Consider the following 16,008-nt stretch of genomic DNA (forward strand, 5'->3'; position numbering starts at 1 on the left):
GCGGCAAATCTCTTGCCTCACAGGCAAAAGGATCAGTGGTCGGCGACCGCCTGCTTGACGAGCGTCTTGCCGAAGTCCCACATCAGCCCGCCGTTGTGCGCGTCGTCCATCACGGCCGTGAAGGCGTCGACGAACCGGTCCACCTCCCGCTCCCCGATGATCAGCGGCGGGATGAGCTTGATCACCTCCATGTGGTCGCCGGAGACCTGGGTGAGGATCCGGTGCCTGCGCAGCAGCGGCACCACGACCATCTGGGCGAACAGTCCCTTGCGCGCGGCCTGAAGCACGGTCCAGCGGCTGCGCAGCTTCAGCGACTTCGGCCGGCCGAACTCGATGCCGATCATCAAGCCCCGGCCGCGGACCTCGGCGAGCATCTCGTACCGGTCCGTCAGCGCCGCCAGCCGCGACCGGAGCTGCTCCCCCGTGGCACGGACCTTGGCGACGATCTGCTCGTTCTCCATCACCGACAGCACCGCCAGGCCGGCCGCCATGGCCTGCGCGTTGGACCCGAAGCTCGCCGAGTGGACCAGGACCCGGTCCATGGACGAGTAGACCTTCTTGAAGATCCAGTCCTTGCCGATGGTGGCGCCCACGGGCGCATAGCCGCCGGACAGCGCCTTGGCCACGCACACCAGGTCGGGCTCCACGCCGTCCTCGTGCTGGTAGCCGTAGAAGTCACCGGTCCGGCCGAGGCCCGTCTGCACCTCGTCGGCGATGAGCAGCGCCTTGTGCCGGTGCAGCAGCTCCTGCGCGGCCCGCAGCCAGCCGGGCGGGCCCTCCAGCACGCCCTTGCCCTGGATCGGCTCGATGATCAGGGCGGCGACATCGCCCTTCTTCAGCTCCCGCTCCAGGGCGTCGAGATCGCCGAGGCGTACGGCCGTGTCGGGCAGCAGCGGGGCGAAGCCGTCCCGGAAGGCGGACTCGCCGTTGACGGAGAGGGAGCCGGTGGTCAGGCCGTGGAAGGCGTGCGCGCAGTACAGGATCCTGGGCCTGCCGGTGACGAACCGTGCGAACTTCAGCGCTCCCTCGACCGCCTCCGTGCCGCTGTTGCCGAAGAACACCCGGTCCAGGTGGGGGCTGTGCGCGAGGAGCTTCTCGGCCAGCAGGCCCGGCAGCGGCTGGCAGTCGAAGCGGGTGAGGTCGGCGAGGCCGGCGTCAAGGACGTCGTGCAGCGCCTTGCGGACGACGGGGTGGTGGCGGCCGAGCCCCATCACCCCGAACCCGGCGAGCATGTCCAGGTAGTCGTTGCCGTCCGCGTCGTAGAAGTAGGCGCCCTCGGCGCGCTCGTAGACCTTGTCGAAGCCGATGGTGTGCAGCATGCGCGGGAGCTGGTGGTTGAGGTACCGGGTGTGCAGCTCGTAGCGCTCGGCTCCGCGCTCGGCCAGCAGCTTGCCGAGGTCGAACTCCCCGGCTTTCGACGACTCCGACGCGGATTCGGCGGTGGTCATTCCTGTGGCTCCTTGGACTGCTCTTCCTTGACGGTCAGGCTCGCGCTGATCCGTCCGGCGACCTCGACGGGTGTCAGGCCGATGTCGGCGAGCACCTCGCCGCGCTTGGCGTGCGCGAGGAACTGCTCCGGGATGCCGAAGCGCCGTACGGGCACGTCGACTTCGGCGTCACCGAGGGCCAGCGCCACGGCCGAGCCGACCCCGGCGGCCCGGCTGTTGTCCTCGACGACGGCGACCAGTCGGTGCTTCGCGGCGAGGCCGGGCAGCTCCGGGCCGACGGGCTTGACCCAGCGGGGATCGACGACGGTGCAGCCTATGTCGCGCGCTGCGAGCAGCTCGGCGGCCTGGAGGCAGACCGGCGCCATGACGCCGACGGCGACCAGGAGCACCTCGGGGTCGTCGGCGCGGTGCAGCACGTCCAGTCCGCCCACCCGGTCCACCGCCGGGACCGCCGGGCCCACGGACTCCTTCGGGAAGCGCAGCAGCGTCGGCGCGTCGTCGACGGCGACGGCCTCGCGCAGCTGGGCCCGCAGCTGGCCGGCGTCCCGCGGTGCGGCGATCCGCAGCCCGGGAACGACCTGGAGGACGGACATGTCCCACATGCCGTTGTGGGAGGCCCCGTCGACACCGGTGACTCCGGCCCGGTCCAGGACGAAGGTCACGCCGCAGCGGTGCAGCGCCACGTCCATCAGGAGCTGGTCGAAGGCCCGGTTGAGGAAGGTGGCGTAGACGGCGACGACCGGGTGCAGGCCCCCCGTCGCCAGGCCCGCCGCGGACACGGCCGCGTGCTGCTCGGCGATGCCGACGTCCCACACCCGGTCCGGGAACCGCTCGGCGAACTTCCCGAGGCCGACCGGATGCAGCATGGCGGCGGTGATCGCCACCACGTCCTCCCGCTCCTCCCCGATCCGCACGATCTCGTCGCCGAACACCGAGGTCCAGGAGGGGCCTCCCGCTGGGGACAGCGGCACGCAGGTCAGCGGGTCCATGACGCCGACGGTGTGGAAGTGATCCTCCTCGTGGGCGAGGGCGGGCTCGTAGCCGCAGCCCTTCTCCGTGAGGCAGTGGACGAGGACCGGCCCGTGGAAGCGTTTCGCGCGCCGCAGCGCGGACTCCACGGCCCCGATGTCGTGTCCGTCGATCGGGCCGACGTACTTCAGGCCCAGGTCCTCGAAGAGGCCCTGCGGGGCGAACGCGTCCTTGAAGCCCTTCTTCGCGCCGTGCAGGGCCTCGTAGACGGTGTTGCCGACCAGGGGCGTGGCCTGGAGCACGTCCTTGCCCCAGGCCAGAACCCGCTCGTAGCCGTCGGTCGTGCGCAGCGTCGCGAGGTGGTCGGCGAGGCCGCCGATGGTCGGGGCGTAGGAGCGTTCGTTGTCGTTGACGACGATGATCAGTGGGCGGTTCTTGGCGGCCGCGATGTTGTTCAGGGCCTCCCAGGCCATGCCGCCGGTGAGCGCCCCGTCACCGATGACCGCGACGACGTGGCCCTTCTCCCCCCGCACCTGGCGGGCCTTGGCGAGCCCGTCGGCCCAGCCGAGTGAAGCAGAGGCGTGGCTGTTCTCGATGACGTCGTGCTCGGACTCCTCGCGCGAGGGGTAGCCGGACAGGCCGCCCTTGCCGCGCAGCTTGGAGAAGTCCTGGCGTCCGGTCAGCAGTTTGTGGACGTAGCTCTGGTGGCCGGTGTCCCACAGGATGCGGTCGACCGGTGACTCGAAGACCCGGTGCAGGGCGACGGTCAGCTCGACCACGCCCAGGTTGGGTCCCAGATGCCCGCCGGTCCTGGCGACCGCGTGCACCAGGAACTCCCTGATCTCGCCGGACAGTTCCCCCAGTTCAGCCTCGGACAGCGCCTTCAGGTCACGTGGTCCCCGGATGTTCTCCAGCAGCGTCACGCTCGGGCCCCCTTCGGTTCCGTGCTGCTCAGCTCACGGTGACGGCGGGCTCCCCCGGCCCCACGCGGTCCTGCTCCATCTGCTCGGCGAGTTTCATCGCCTCGTCGATCAGCGTCTCGACGATCTTCGACTCGGGGACGGTCCTGATGACCTCGCCCTTCACGAAGATCTGCCCCTTGCCGTTTCCGGAGGCCACCCCCAGATCGGCCTCCCGCGCCTCGCCGGGTCCGTTGACGACGCAGCCCATGACGGCGACGCGCAGCGGCACCTCCATGCCCTCGAGTCCGGCCGTGACCTCCTCGGCCAGCTTGTACACGTCGACCTGGGCGCGCCCGCAGGACGGGCACGACACGATCTCCAGCCGGCGTTCCCTGAGCCCCAGCGACTGCAGGATCTGGATGCCGACCTTGACCTCCTCGGCCGGCGGCGCCGACAGCGACACCCGGATCGTGTCGCCGATGCCCCGGGACAGCAGCGCGCCGAACGCCACCGCCGACTTGATCGTGCCCTGGAACGCCGGGCCCGCCTCCGTCACGCCCAGGTGCAGCGGGTAGTCGCACTGCTCGGCGAGCTGCCGGTAGGCCTCGATCATCACGACCGGGTCGTTGTGCTTGACGGAGATCTTGATGTCACGGAAGCCGTGCTCCTCGAACAGCGAGGCCTCCCACAGGGCACTCTCGACGAGCGCCTCCCGGGTCGCCTTGCCGTACTTCTGCAGCAGCCTGCGGTCCAGCGACCCGGCGTTGACCCCGATCCGGATCGGGGTGCCGTGGTCCTTGGCCGCCTGGGCGATCTCCTTGACCCGGTCGTCGAACTGCTTGATGTTGCCGGGGTTGACGCGCACGGCCGCGCAGCCCGCCTCGATGGCCGCGAAGACGTACTTGGGCTGGAAGTGGATGTCCGCGATCACCGGGATCTGTGACTTGCGCGCGATGGTGGCCAGCGCGTCCGCGTCGTCCTGCGTGGGGCAGGCGACCCGGACGATCTGGCAGCCGGACGCGGTGAGTTCGGCGATCTGCTGCAGCGTGGCGCCGATGTCCGACGTACGGGTCGTCGTCATCGACTGCACGGACACCGGGGCCCCGCCCCCGACGGGCACCGGACCGACCTGGATCCGGCGCGACGCGCGCCGCTCGGCGACCGGCCGGACCGGAACCTCGGGGACACCCAGCGAAATGGCGGTCATGGTGTCACTCCCGGTTCCCGGAGACCGTCTCGCGCATGGCGCGCAGGGACTCCTTCAGCGATCCCATGGTGGCGAGGACGGCGGTGGGCTCGTAGCCGCAGTGCGCCATGCAGTTGGCGCAGCGCGGGTCCTTGCCGCGGCCGTACTTGTCCCAGTCGGTGTCCTCGACCAGTTCCCGGTACGTCGGCACGTACCCGTCGCTCATCAGGTAGCAGGGGCGCTGCCAGCCGAACAGCGAGTAGTTCGGGATCGCCCACGCCGTGCACGGGAAGTCGACCTTGCCCTCCAGGAAGTCGAGGAAGAGCGGGGAGTGGTTCAGCCGCCAGCGCCGCCGGTTGCCGCCGGAGAAGGCCTTCTTGAACAACTCGCGGGTCTGCTCCACGCCCAGGAAGTGCTCCTGGTCGGGGGCCTTCTCGTAGGCGTAGGCGGGCGAGATCATCATCTCGTCGACCTGGAGGTCGTCATTGAGGAAGTTCAGCACCTCGACGATGGTCTGCGGGGTGTCGGTGTTGAAGAAGGTCGAGTTGGTGGTGACCCGGAAGCCGCGCCGCTTGGCCTCCTTGATCGCCTCCACCGCCTCGTCGAACACGCCCTCCTTGGCCACCGACTCGTCGTGCCGCTCGCGCAGCCCGTCGATGTGCACCGCGAAGGCGAAATACGGAGAGGGCTGGAACTTCTCCATCTTCTTGCGCAGCAGCATGGCGTTGGTGCACAGGAAGACGTACTTCCGCTTGGCCACCAGCTGACGCACGATCTCGTCGATCTGCGGGTGCATCAGCGGCTCGCCCCCGGCGATGGACACCATCGGGGCACCGGACTCCATGACCGCCCCCACCGCCTGGGCGACCGGCATCCGTTGCTTCAGCACCCCGGCCGGATGCTGGATCTTGCCGCACCCCTCGCACTTGAGGTTGCAGGCGAACAACGGCTCCAGCTCGACGATCAGCGGGAACTTGTCCCGTCGGCGGAGCTTTTGTTCAGCCAAGTATGTAGCGACCTTGATGGACTGTCGGAGCGGCATGGCCATCTGGCTCACCTCCTGGGGAGCAGCAAGGAACGGTGCCATTCGAAGAAAGCGGGAAGGACGGAGCGAAGGACACGGAAAGCTGATATTCCACCGCGCACCGTGCCGATCCGGACGAGTTCATGTTCAGGAGCGTCCACGACCACCCGGACGGCCGCAACCGGGCGCTCGCCCCCGCGCACCGCGCTCAGGAGCGTGACCGCGGACTCCATGTCGACCGCGATCGCGCCGGTGGCGCGCAGAGCGGAGCGTTCGGGACCGCGTACGACGTGGTCGGAGCCGGTGAGCGGCCCGGTGTGCACGGTCCGCCCGGGCACGGCGCGGGCCAGCGCCTTGACCAGCAGCTCCGTCCCCACGCAAGGGGTCGTGCCGTGCGGGTCGCGGGTCTCCTCGGCGACCACCAGGTCGCCGGGGTGCATGCCCGGCGCGAGCCCCGCGCAGAAGCCGGTGGCGAGCACGGCGGCGTCGCGCAGGGCCGGGTCGGCGAGCATCCGCCTGACGGCCCGCTCGGCCGCCGCCGGTCCCATCCCGGTCCGCAGCACGGTGACCGGCCCGCCGGGGCCGCCCCGGCCGCCCGCGCGCAGGGCGAACTGCTCGATGCCGAGCGCGCAGGCGATCAGCAGCGGGACCGGGGCGGGCTGAGCGCTCATCAACTCCCCTTGGCCTCGAAGAGCAGTGTCCCAACCTCTCCGCTTCCCCCGGCGTCGGCGAGCGGCCGTGCGGTCTCCCCGCCCGCCTTTGCCTCGGTGAGCGGCCTCCCGCTCTCCTGGCCTCCCTGGACCTTCTCGGCGAAGGGCTCCCCGTGCAGGTACCGGCCGAGCGCCGTGAGCGGGAAGACCTGCCGGTAGAGGTGGTAGTTGATCGAGAAGTCCCAGGGGAAGCCGGTCCCCGTGAAGTACGGCTCGTCCCAGGAGCCGTCCTCCCGCTGGGTGGCGGCGAGCCACTCGACACCGCGTTCGACGGCCTTGGAGTCCCGTTCCCCCGCCGCGAGCAGGGCCATCAGCGCCCACGCCGTCTGCGAGGCGGTCGAGGCGCCCCTGCCGCTCCACTCCGCGACGTCCTGGTAGGAGCGCAGGTCCTCGCCCCAGCCGCCGTCGTCGTTCTGGACCGACTCCAGCCAGGCCACGGCACGGCGGATCGCCGGGTGCGCGGCCGGGATGCCGGCGGCGGTCAGGGCCGGGACGACGGACCCGGTGCCGTAGACGTAGTTGACGCCCCAGCGCCCGAACCAGGAGCCGTCCGGTTCCTGCTCGGCGAGCAGCCACTCGATGCCCCGCCGGGTGCGCGGGTCGTGGGCGAGGCCCTCCACGGCGAGCATCTCCACGACGTGCGCGGTGACGTCGGCGGAGGGTGGGTCGATGACCTCGCCGAAGTCGCAGAACGGAAGCCGGTTCGGGAAGGGGCTGGTGTTGTCGACGTCGAAGGCGGCCCACGCGCCGTTCTTCGACTGCATGCCGAGCGTCCAGCGCATGCCGCGCACGATGGCCTTGTCGACCCGCTCCGGGTCGTGGTGGGCGATCCGGCGCAACGCGAGGATCACCTCGGCGGTGTCGTCGATGTCGGGGTAGTTGTCGTTGTGGAACTCGAACGCCCAGCCCCCGGGCGGCAGCTCCGGCCGCCGCACCGACCAGTCGCCGGGCCGGACGATCTCCTCGCCCAGCATCCAGTCGGCCGCCTTCACCAACTGCGGGTGATCGGCGGGCAGTCCGGCGTCCACGAGTGCGATCGCGGCGAGGCAGGTGTCCCAGACCGGCGACTGGCAGGCCTCGATCATCCGGGCCCCGTCCTCGCGCCACACGGCGAACCGGTCCAGGGACGCGAGTCCCTCCCGCATCACGGGGTGCTCCAGGTCGTAGCCGAGCAGGTGCAGGGCGATGATCGAGTACACGGCGGGGGGCTGGATGCCGCCCCAGCAGCCGTCGTTCTCCTGCCGCTCGATGATCCAGCGGGCGGCGGAGTTCATGGCGGCCCTGCGCAGTCCGCGCGGCGCGACCTTCCGCAGGGCGTGCAGGCCCTTGTCCATCCGCTGGAAGGCCCCGTCCCAGCTGAGCGCCGCGGCAAGAGGCTTGGCCGGGCTCGGGTGGTCCGGGTCGGTGTGCAGCTCGTCGAGCGGGAAGGGCGCGGGGCGTACCGGCCGCTTCGCGGAGACGATCGTCAGCGGGACGATCGTCTGCCGGGCCCAGCAGCCGAAGTCGTAGATGTTCAGCGGCACCCACTTCGGGAAGAAGATGAGCTCCGGCGGCAGTTCGGGCAGGTCCTCCCACTTCCACCAGCCGAACAGGGCCAGCCAGATCCGGGTGAAGACCCGGGCGGCGGCGATGCCGCCCCGCGCGCGGATCCAGGCGGAGGCCTTCGCCATGTGCGGGGCGTCGGGCGCGTCACCGGCCAGGCGGAGGGCGACGTAGGCCTCGATGGACGCGGAGAGCTCGCCGGGGCCGCCGTAGAAGGTGCCCCAGGTGCCGTCCTCGCGCTGCTCGCCGCGGATGAAGAGCGCGGCGGCCTGCGTGGTCTTCTCGTCGCGGATGCCGAGGAACTGACGGAGCAGCAGATCCTCGGCATCCATCGTGACGTTGGTCTCGAGGTCGCCCTTCCACCAGCCCTGGGAGTCCTGGCGGGAGAGCAGGAAGTCCGTGGCGCGCCGGGCGGCGCGAGCGGCGGCTTCCGGTACCCCGGCCGCCCCGGGGGTGTCCGTGTCGGTGTCGCTGGCCGCGGTGGCGCGGGGTGGCAGGGCCCCGGTGCTTCCGTCGGTCGTCGCTGTCATGGCTTCCCCTTCGTGCAGTGGTGCAAGGTGTGCATCTGCTGTGGGTCCGCCGTCGGCCGGTGCTCCGTACTGGCTCGCGGCACCGGCCGGCGACTACGCGAGGGCTATTCGGCCGATAGTGATCATCTCTTTCGTACGACGACGAAGTCCGCGAGCGCCGTGAACTGTGCCCGCACCCGGTCGGGCATGTCGACGGCGTCCAGGGCCTCGATGGCGATGGTGTGCTGACGGCGCGCCTCTTCGGCGGTCCACTGGCGGCCGCCGGCCTCCTCGATGAGGGCGGCGCGGGCCGCGAACTCCTCCTCGGAGAAGTTCTCGGAGTCGCTGCTCCCGGCGTCGGCGGCGAGGATCTCGCCGAGTCGCTCGGATGCGGGGCCACCGGCCGCGAGCGCGGCCACCACCGGCAGGGACTTCTTGCGCTGGCGCAGGTCGCTCCAGGTCTGCTTGCCGGTGGAGACCGGGTCGCCCCAGATGCCGAGGAGGTCGTCGACGGCCTGGAAGGCGAGGCCCAGGTGGTAGCCGTACTTCTCCAGGGTGTCGGCGGTGTGTTCGTCGGCGCCGCCGAGGACCGCGCCGATGGAGCTGGCGCAGGCGAGCAGGGCACCGGTCTTGTTGCCCTCCATCTCCAGGCACTCCTCGACGCTGACGCGGTCGCGGTGCTCGTAGGAGATGTCCTGTGCCTGACCGTCGATCAGGGCGCGGGTGGCGGTGGTCAGGCGGCGGGTGGCGCGGCCGGCCTCGACGGTGCCGAGTTCGAGGAGCACCTCGTTGGCGAGGGCGAACAGGGCGTCGCCGACCAGGATCGCCTGGGCGGGGCCGTGCACCTTCCAGACCGTGTCGCGGTGGCGGCGCTGCTCGTCGCCGTCCATGAGGTCGTCGTGGAGGAGGGAGAAGTTGTGGACGAGTTCCACGGCGACGGCGCCGGGGATGCCGGTCTCGGGGGCGGCGGACATGACCTCGGCGGACAGCACCGCCAGGGCGGGGCGCACGGCCTTGCCGCCGTCGCCCTCGGCGGGCCTGCCCTGGGCGTCGATCCAGCCGAAATGGTAGGCGGCAACAGAGTCCATGGGAGGTGCCAGGCGGTCGACGGCCGCCCGCAGTACCGGTGTGGCAAGGGTCCGGCCGCGTTCCAGCAGCGCGGTCACGTCCACCGCCTCGGCAGTCTTCGAGGCCGGGGGCACAGTGGGCACAGTCTCTCCTCTTGTTGCGGTACCGGGGGTGCGGGGGCCGCCTGCCGCGCCGTGCTGAGCGAGCATCACGCCGCCTCCTCGAACTCGAAGAGGTGCTGCGGGCGGGGCCGGCCCAGGGCGCCCAGCACGGCGTCCGCCGCGCTCACACCACTGCGGACCGCACTCTCCATGGTCGCGGGCCACCCGGTGGCGGTCCACGCTCCGGCCAGATAGAGGCCGGATGCCTTGGTGCGGGCGCCGGGTCTGAGGCGCCCGACGCCGGGGGTGGGAGCGAACGTCGCGGTGCGCTCCCGGGTGACGAAGAAGTCCCACACCTCGGCGCCGCGGGTCAGCGGCAGCAGCCGCTCCAACTCGGGCAGGTACCGCTCGCGCAGCACCGCCACCGGCGCGTCGATCTCGTCCTGGGCAGCCGACTGCGACAGCGCGAGGTACTGCCCTTCCCGCAGCCCGGAAGCCTCGGTCCGGTCGAACACCCACTGCACCGGGCTGCCGAGGGCGGTGAAGAACGGCCGGGCGAGCACCTTGCGGTCGTACACCACGTGGACGTTGAGGATCGGCGCGGTCCCGATCTCCAGGAGTCGTTCGGGGGCGTCCAGAGCACCCGCGGGCAGCAAATCGTGCGCCTCGCGCTGCGGTACGGCGAGCACCACCGCGTCGGCCTGGAGCGTCTCGCCGGCGACATCCACGTTCCACCGGCCGTCCCGCTGGGCGGAGACGGAGGTGACGCGGGTACGGACCTCGGTGCGGACGCCCGCGCGGTCGAGCGCCTTGCGGGCCAGCCGGTCGTGCAGGTCTCCCAGCGGGACGCGCGCCCAGCCGATGTCGGCCGCACCCGGATCGGACAGCAGACCGGTCTTGAACACCATCGCGGCGAGGGACAGGGAGGCGTCGGCAGCGACCGCGTTGAGGGTGGCGACCCCGACGAGGTCCCACAGCGCCTCGACGGCACGCGCGGACTGGCCGTGCGCGGCCAGCCAGCTGCCGAAGTCCTGCGCGTCCAGAGCCGGGTCGTCGAGGTCGAGGCCCTTGAGGGCGAGCGCGGCCCGGCCGACCTTGGCGCGGTCGGCGAGCGACAGGTGCGGATAGGTGGCGAGGCTGCGCCCCAGGTGCAGGGGCACGGGCAGGGCGTCGCGCCGCAGCCTGCCGAGCCGCCGCCCCTCGGGCCGCGCGGCGTCCAGGACGGGGACGTCGAGCCGGTCCTGCAGCGGGGCCAGAGCCGCGCCGTCGATCCGGTCGAGGAACCAGCGGTAGGCGGTGCAGCAGCGCAGGTACACGTGCTGGCCGTTGTCGACGGTGAGGTCGCCGCGCCGGAAGGAGAAGGCCAGGCCGCCGAGTCTCGGCCTGCCCTCCAGCAGGGTGACGCGCACGCCGGCGTCGGCGAGCGCGAGCGCGGTGGTGACGCCGGCGAGCCCGCCGCCCACCACGACGGCGTGCCGCCCTTCCGCGACCGGTCCGTGGGACCGCGTTCCGTGGCCGTGGGTCATCACGCACCCTCCCCTGCGCGGCGGCCGTGCCGAACGAGCCGTGCACGACCGGCCGTCTCCGTCAGGGACGCGGCCTCGTACGGTAGGGTTGCCCGCCGCTTTCCGCCGACAGCGGCACCTTCGTCCCTCACGCACGCCTCCTGACGGCCCGTCGGGTCACATGCCGGGCGTCCAGGCCGGACAGGCCGCGCACGGCGACGTAGGCCTTCTCGCGGCCGGGCAGCGAGACCCGGCCGCGCAGCACGGCCTCCGGGTCGCGTTCGATGCGGTCGAGGAGGCGTCGGTAGATGCCGGCCATGGCGGCGACGCAGGCGCCGCTGCGCCGGTCGAGCATGGGCAGCAGCCGGTAGCCCTCGGCGAACAGAGCGCGGGCCCGTCGCACTTCGAAGTGCACGAGGCCCGGGAAATCGGAACCCTCCGGTGGGCGCGGCCCGCTGAATCCCGCCGAGCAGCCGAACTTGGCGAGGTCGTCGGCGGGCAGATAGGTACGCCCACCCTCTGCGTCCTCGCGGACGTCTCTGAGGATGTTGGTGAGCTGGAGCGCGAGCCCGAGTGTGTCGGCATACTCCGGCGCGCGGTCGACGCCGCGCGCCCCCGGTTCCGTACCGAACACGCCGAGCGAGAGCCGCCCGATGGCGCCGGCCACACAGCGGCAGTAGACCTTCAGGTCGCCCCAGGTCTCGTACGTCTCGCCTCGGACATCCATCTGGACACCGTCGATGAGCTCGTCCAGGCCGCCCAGCGGGATCGGGAAGTGCCCGGCGGCGTGCGTGAGAGCGACGGCGACCGGGTCGATGTCGTCCTCGTCGACCTCGCCCGCCCGGATCCGGGTGAGCAGTGCCCGGGTCTCCTCCAGCCGGGCGAGCTTGACGTCGTCGGCGAGCGCGCCGTCGCCGATGTCGTCGACCCGCCGCGAGAACGCGTAGAGCGCCGACATCGCACGACGCTGGGGCGTCGGCAGCAGGCGGATGCCATAGGCGAAGTTACGGGCCTGCCGCCCGGTGACGGCCTCGCAGTAGCTGTAGGCGGCGAGTACCGGTGCGGACGTGTGCGGTTCCGCCTCCACGCTCCGGATCACCCCTCTCCTCGCAGGGTCACGCCCACCTCACGCAGCAACTGGACCTTGCCGGGCTTGGGCGGGCCGGGAAGTACGTCGAAATCGGCGGCGGCGATCGCGCGGACGGCCGCCCTTCCCCCCGCCACGAACCCTGCGAGCAGCAGCTTCAACCTGCCGTGGACGCTACCCACCAGGGGGGCGCCTTCATTCAGGAGATCGCGGGCCCTTTGCGCTTCGTACGCAATCAGCTCACGGACCGACACGCCGGCGGTTTTCGTGGCGAGATCCGCCTCCTGGACGTGAAAACGCTTCATGTCGGCGGCGGGCAGGTAGACGCGGTCGCGGCGGAGGTCCTCGGCCACGTCCTGCAGGTGCTCGACGATCTGGAGGGCGGTGCAGATCATGTCGGAGCGGCGGATCCGCTCGGGTGTCGAGGTGCCGGTGACGGCGAGGACGAGACGGCCGACGGGGTTGGCGGACAGCTCGCAGTAGGCGAGCAGGTCGTCGTAGGTCTCGTAGCGGCTGACCAGCTGGTCCTGACGATTGGCGGCGATCAGGCCGAGGAACGGCTCGGGAGTCAGGGAGCGGCGGCGGACGGTCGGCTGGAGGCGGCGCAGCAGGGGGTGGCGGGGGGTCGAGTCGAAGACCCTGCGCAGGTCGGCCTCGAACGCGTCCAGCAGGGCCAGCCGGTCCTCGGCCTCCCGCGGGGAGAGGCCCAGCAGCCGGGCGTCGGCGCCGCCGGGGGCCAGGTCGCCGTCGCCGATGTCGTCGACGAGGCGGGCGAAGCCGTAGACGGCCATGAGGTCGGTGCGCCAGGCCCGGGGCAGGAAGAAGGGGGCCACGGGGAAGTTCTCGCCCGCGGCCTTGTCGAGCGTGCCGCGCTCCGGGTGAAGGGCGCGTGCCGTGCCGGTTCCCGTCACCGCCGGCTGCCCGGCGCGGGGACGGCACGTGCTGCGTGGAGCTGGGGAGTTTCCGTAGCCATCGCCGTCACATCTCCCGTTCTACACCGCCGACCCAATACACACTATTTCGGACACGCCGCCCAGCCGTCCGCACGGTGGCCCGACGGGCGGTGTCGCGCATTATTGCCCTGATTGCCGTGTTTCGGGACCGGTACAGCTTACGTTGTACAACGCACCGCGGTTCGCCAGGGTGTCCCGCCCCGCACGAGAACACACCGATCGGCCCCAAGATTCCCGACAAGGGCCGGAGTTGACGTTTCCTTTGCAGACGCGGGGCCCCGCCGGAACAGTTCCGCCGGGGCCCTGGCCGAGCCGGTCTACTTGCCGGTGAACTTCTCGTACTCCTTGAGCACCTCGTCGGTCGGGCCGTCCATGCGCAGCTCACCGCGCTCCAGCCACAGGACGCGGTTGCAGGTGTCGCGGATGGACTTGTTGTTGTGGCTCACCAGAAACACCGTGCCGGCTTCCTTGCGCAGCTCCCGGATGCGGTCCTCGGAGCGCTTCTGGAACTTGCGGTCGCCGGTGGCGAGGGCCTCGTCGATCATCAGGACGTCGTGGTCCTTGGCCGCGGCGATGGAGAAGCGGAGCCGGGCCGCCATGCCGGAGGAGTAGGTGCGCATGGGCAGGGTGATGAAGTCGCCCTTCTCGTTGATGCCGGAGAAGTCGACGATGTCCTGGTAGCGCTCCTTGATCTCCTCGCGGGACATGCCCATGGCGAGCCCGCCCAATATGACGTTCCGCTCGCCGGTCAGGTCGTTCATCAGGGCCGCGTTGACGCCGAGCAGAGAGGGCTGGCCGTCGGTGTAGACCTTGCCCTGTTCGGCGGGGAGCAGGCCGGCGATGGCGCGCAGCAGCGTCGACTTTCCCGAGCCGTTGGAGCCGATCAGGCCGATGGCCTCACCGCGGTAGGCGACGAAGGAGACGCCGCGCACCGCGTGCACCTTGCGTACCCCGCGCGCCGCGTCGTCGGAGCCCCGCTTGAGGATGCGGCTGAGGGCGGCGGTGGCGCTGCCCTTGCCGCTCTTGGCGCCGTTGACGCGGTAGACGATGTGCAGATCGTCCGCGATGACGGTGGGGATCCGCTCGTCCTGCCTCTGCTCAGCCACGGCCGTACCTCTCCTCCGCCTTCCAGAAGTACACGAAGCCGCCGAGCGCGAACAGCGCGGCCCAGCCGCCCGCGACCGCCCAGACGTGGTCGGGCAGGTACTGCGAGCCGAAGTCGTCGATGAGGGCGAAGCGCATCAGGTCCATGTAGATCGCGGCCGGGTTCCACTGGAGGATGTTGGCGATCCATGCCGGCTTGTCCTCCAGGAAGATCGGGATGGAGAACATCACCCCGGACGCGTACATCCACGTCCGCATCACGAACGGCATCAGCTGCGCGAGGTCGGGGGTCTTGGCGCCCGCCCGGGCCATGATCAGCGCGAGGCCGGTGTTGAAACAGAACTGCAGGACGAGCACCGGCACGATCAGCGCCCAGGACAGGTCCGGGTAATGACCGAAGCCCACCGCGACGGCGAACAGCACGATCATCGAGAACAGCAGCTGCTGGAGCTGCTGCAGGGCGAAGGAGATCGGCAGCGAGGCGCGCGGGAAGTGCAGGGCGCGGACCAGGCCGAGGTTGCCGGAGATCGCGCGCACGCCCGCCATCACCGAGCTCTGCGTGAAGGTGAACACGAACACGCCCGTGACCAGGAACGGGATGTACACCTCGCGGGACATGCCCCGGTCGGCCTCCAGGAGCAGGCCGAAGATGAAGAAGTACACGGCCGCGTTCAGCAGCGGCGTGGCCACCTGCCACAGCTGGCCGAGCTTGGCCTGGCTGTACTGTGCGGTCAGCTTCGCGCGGGAGAAGGCGAGAATGAAGTGCCGCCGGTCCCAGAGCTGACGGACGTACTCGATGAGGGACGGCCGGGCGCCGCTCACGCTCAGCCCGTGCCTGGCGGCGAGCTCCTTCGCCGTGAGGCCCTCGTCGGGCGCCGCGGGCGCGCTCACCGCGGCCGGGGCGTCGTGCGTTGTCTCACTCACTAGTGGAAACTTTCGTCTTCGAGATACGCGGCCTGTGCGGGCCTGCATGAGCCGGGGCCAGGGTACGGCCCCTCCCGGATGGTCCCGGATACGAGCTTGTCAGATGACGGGGGGCCGGCCCAGCCGGGTAAGCCGCCACACCGTACGCCACTTCATGGGCCGGCGGGGGCCGCACGGGGTGGTCCAGCCCTCTCGGAATCCGCCGAACCAGGCCCGCAGGGCCGGGCGGGAGGGACGGCGGACGAGGGTGAGCAGCAGCCACACGCCCAGATAGACCGGGACGAGGAGCGCGGGGAGATTGCGGCGGGCCAGCCAGACGCGGTTGCGGGCGACCATGCGGTGGTAGACCGCGTGCCGTGAGGGAGCGGTCGTGGGGTGGTACAGCACCATGTCGGACCGGTAGTCGATCATCCAGCCCGCGTCGAGGGCCCGCCATGCCAGGTCGGTCTCCTCGTGGGCGTAGAAGAATTCGTCCGGGAGTCCGCCGCAGTCGGCGAAGACGCGGGTGCGGACGGCGTTGGCGCCGCCGAGGAAGGTGGTGACCCGGGAGGAGCGCATCGGGTCGGCGGCACGCAGCCGGGGGACGTGCCGGCGCTGGGTGACGCCGGTCTCGGGGTCGGCTATGCGGAAACTCACGATGCCGAGTTTCGGGTCGGCTTCGAAGGCCTCGCGGCACAGCTCGGCTGTGTCGTGGCTCGCGAGCAGCCCGTCGTCGTCCAGGAACAGCAGGATGTCGACGTCCCGGCCGGCCGGGCCGAAGGCCTCGATGCCGACGTTGCGGCCGCCGGGGATGCCGAGGTTCTCGGGCAGCTCGATCGTGCGGACGCCTTCGGGGACGTCCGGGACGGGCGAACCGTTGCCGACGACGACCACCTCGACCGGGTCGCCGTCCTGCTTGGCGACGGAGTCGAGAAGCGCGCGCAGTTCGTCGGGGCGGTTGCCCATGGTGATGATGACGGCACCGACCTTCATGCCG

14 protein-coding genes are annotated in these 16,008 nt (G+C 71.0%); all 14 read right to left on the bottom strand.

The features are described from left to right. Nucleotides 1-32 precede the first annotated feature (32 nt). Nucleotides 33-1,448, bottom strand: coding sequence for an aspartate aminotransferase family protein (locus tag ACWD1U_RS10125; protein ID WP_451106124.1), 1,416 nt, complete (start codon nt 1,446-1,448; stop codon nt 33-35). Further along, nucleotides 1,445-3,340, bottom strand: coding sequence for a 1-deoxy-D-xylulose-5-phosphate synthase (gene dxs / locus ACWD1U_RS10130; RefSeq protein WP_451106126.1), 1,896 nt, complete (start codon nt 3,338-3,340; stop codon nt 1,445-1,447). The genes ACWD1U_RS10125 and dxs overlap by 4 nt, the downstream gene beginning before the upstream one ends. A gap of 28 nt (nt 3,341-3,368) precedes the next feature. Next, nucleotides 3,369-4,526 (bottom strand): flavodoxin-dependent (E)-4-hydroxy-3-methylbut-2-enyl-diphosphate synthase, encoded by a 1,158-nt coding sequence (gene ispG / locus ACWD1U_RS10135; protein ID WP_451106128.1) that lies wholly within the window; start codon nt 4,524-4,526, stop codon nt 3,369-3,371. A 4-nt stretch (nt 4,527-4,530) separates the two neighbouring features. Continuing rightward, the gene (hpnH, locus tag ACWD1U_RS10140; RefSeq protein WP_451106130.1) at nt 4,531-5,553 is read right to left on the bottom strand and encodes an adenosyl-hopene transferase HpnH; all 1,023 of its coding nucleotides are present in this window, start codon (nt 5,551-5,553) and stop codon (nt 4,531-4,533) included. 5 nt (nt 5,554-5,558) lie between these two features. Next, nucleotides 5,559-6,200 (bottom strand): phosphorylase family protein, encoded by a 642-nt coding sequence (locus ACWD1U_RS10145; protein ID WP_451106132.1) that lies wholly within the window; start codon nt 6,198-6,200, stop codon nt 5,559-5,561. After that, a complete protein-coding gene (shc, locus tag ACWD1U_RS10150) occupies nt 6,200-8,311 on the bottom strand; it encodes a squalene--hopene cyclase (RefSeq protein WP_451106134.1) in 2,112 nt (703 codons plus the stop codon). Before shc ends, ACWD1U_RS10145 begins: the two co-directional genes overlap by 1 nt. 122 nt (nt 8,312-8,433) lie before the next feature. After that, nucleotides 8,434-9,501, bottom strand: coding sequence for a polyprenyl synthetase family protein (locus ACWD1U_RS10155; protein ID WP_451106136.1), 1,068 nt, complete (start codon nt 9,499-9,501; stop codon nt 8,434-8,436). Between the two features lie 65 nt (nt 9,502-9,566). Then, complete coding sequence (gene hpnE / locus ACWD1U_RS10160) at nt 9,567-10,985, bottom strand: hydroxysqualene dehydroxylase HpnE (RefSeq protein WP_451106138.1); 1,419 nt, start codon at nt 10,983-10,985, stop codon at nt 9,567-9,569. After that, nucleotides 10,985-11,116: a DUF6380 family protein gene (locus tag ACWD1U_RS10165; protein ID WP_451106140.1), complete on the bottom strand. Its 132-nt coding sequence runs from the start codon at nt 11,114-11,116 to the stop codon at nt 10,985-10,987. Before ACWD1U_RS10165 ends, hpnE begins: the two co-directional genes overlap by 1 nt. Next, nucleotides 11,113-12,063, bottom strand: coding sequence for a presqualene diphosphate synthase HpnD (hpnD, locus tag ACWD1U_RS10170; protein WP_451106142.1), 951 nt, complete (start codon nt 12,061-12,063; stop codon nt 11,113-11,115). The genes ACWD1U_RS10165 and hpnD overlap by 4 nt, the downstream gene beginning before the upstream one ends. Next, the gene (hpnC, locus tag ACWD1U_RS10175) at nt 12,060-12,962 is read right to left on the bottom strand and encodes a squalene synthase HpnC (protein WP_451106144.1); all 903 of its coding nucleotides are present in this window, start codon (nt 12,960-12,962) and stop codon (nt 12,060-12,062) included. The genes hpnD and hpnC overlap by 4 nt, the downstream gene beginning before the upstream one ends. Before the next feature lie 359 nt (nt 12,963-13,321). Then, a complete protein-coding gene (locus ACWD1U_RS10180) occupies nt 13,322-14,110 on the bottom strand; it encodes an ABC transporter ATP-binding protein (RefSeq protein WP_451106146.1) in 789 nt (262 codons plus the stop codon). Then, nucleotides 14,103-15,032, bottom strand: coding sequence for an ABC transporter permease (locus ACWD1U_RS10185; protein WP_451106148.1), 930 nt, complete (start codon nt 15,030-15,032; stop codon nt 14,103-14,105). Before ACWD1U_RS10185 ends, ACWD1U_RS10180 begins: the two co-directional genes overlap by 8 nt. A gap of 99 nt (nt 15,033-15,131) precedes the next feature. Next, on the bottom strand, nt 15,132-16,004 hold the full coding sequence (locus tag ACWD1U_RS10190; protein WP_451106420.1) for a glycosyltransferase family 2 protein: 873 nt from the start codon (nt 16,002-16,004) through the stop codon (nt 15,132-15,134). Nucleotides 16,005-16,008: the final 4 nt, after the last annotated feature.

Source organism: Streptomyces sp. NPDC002788, assembly GCF_053592115.1.

Excerpts from the sequence above, each read along its gene's own strand:
- ispG (WP_451106128.1), bottom strand. The coding sequence starts at position 4,526 with ATGACCGCCATTTCGCTGGGTGTCCCCGAGGTTCCGGTCCGGCCGGTC.
- ACWD1U_RS10145 (WP_451106132.1), bottom strand. The coding sequence starts at position 6,200 with ATGAGCGCTCAGCCCGCCCCGGTCCCGCTGCTGATCGCCTGCGCGCTC.
- hpnE (WP_451106138.1), bottom strand. The coding sequence starts at position 10,985 with ATGACCCACGGCCACGGAACGCGGTCCCACGGACCGGTCGCGGAAGGG.
- ACWD1U_RS10190 (WP_451106420.1), bottom strand. The coding sequence starts at position 16,004 with ATGAAGGTCGGTGCCGTCATCATCACCATGGGCAACCGCCCCGACGAA.
- ACWD1U_RS10125 (WP_451106124.1), bottom strand. The coding sequence starts at position 1,448 with ATGACCACCGCCGAATCCGCGTCGGAGTCGTCGAAAGCCGGGGAGTTC.
- hpnH (WP_451106130.1), bottom strand. The coding sequence starts at position 5,553 with ATGGCCATGCCGCTCCGACAGTCCATCAAGGTCGCTACATACTTGGCT.
- shc (WP_451106134.1), bottom strand. The coding sequence starts at position 8,311 with ATGACAGCGACGACCGACGGAAGCACCGGGGCCCTGCCACCCCGCGCC.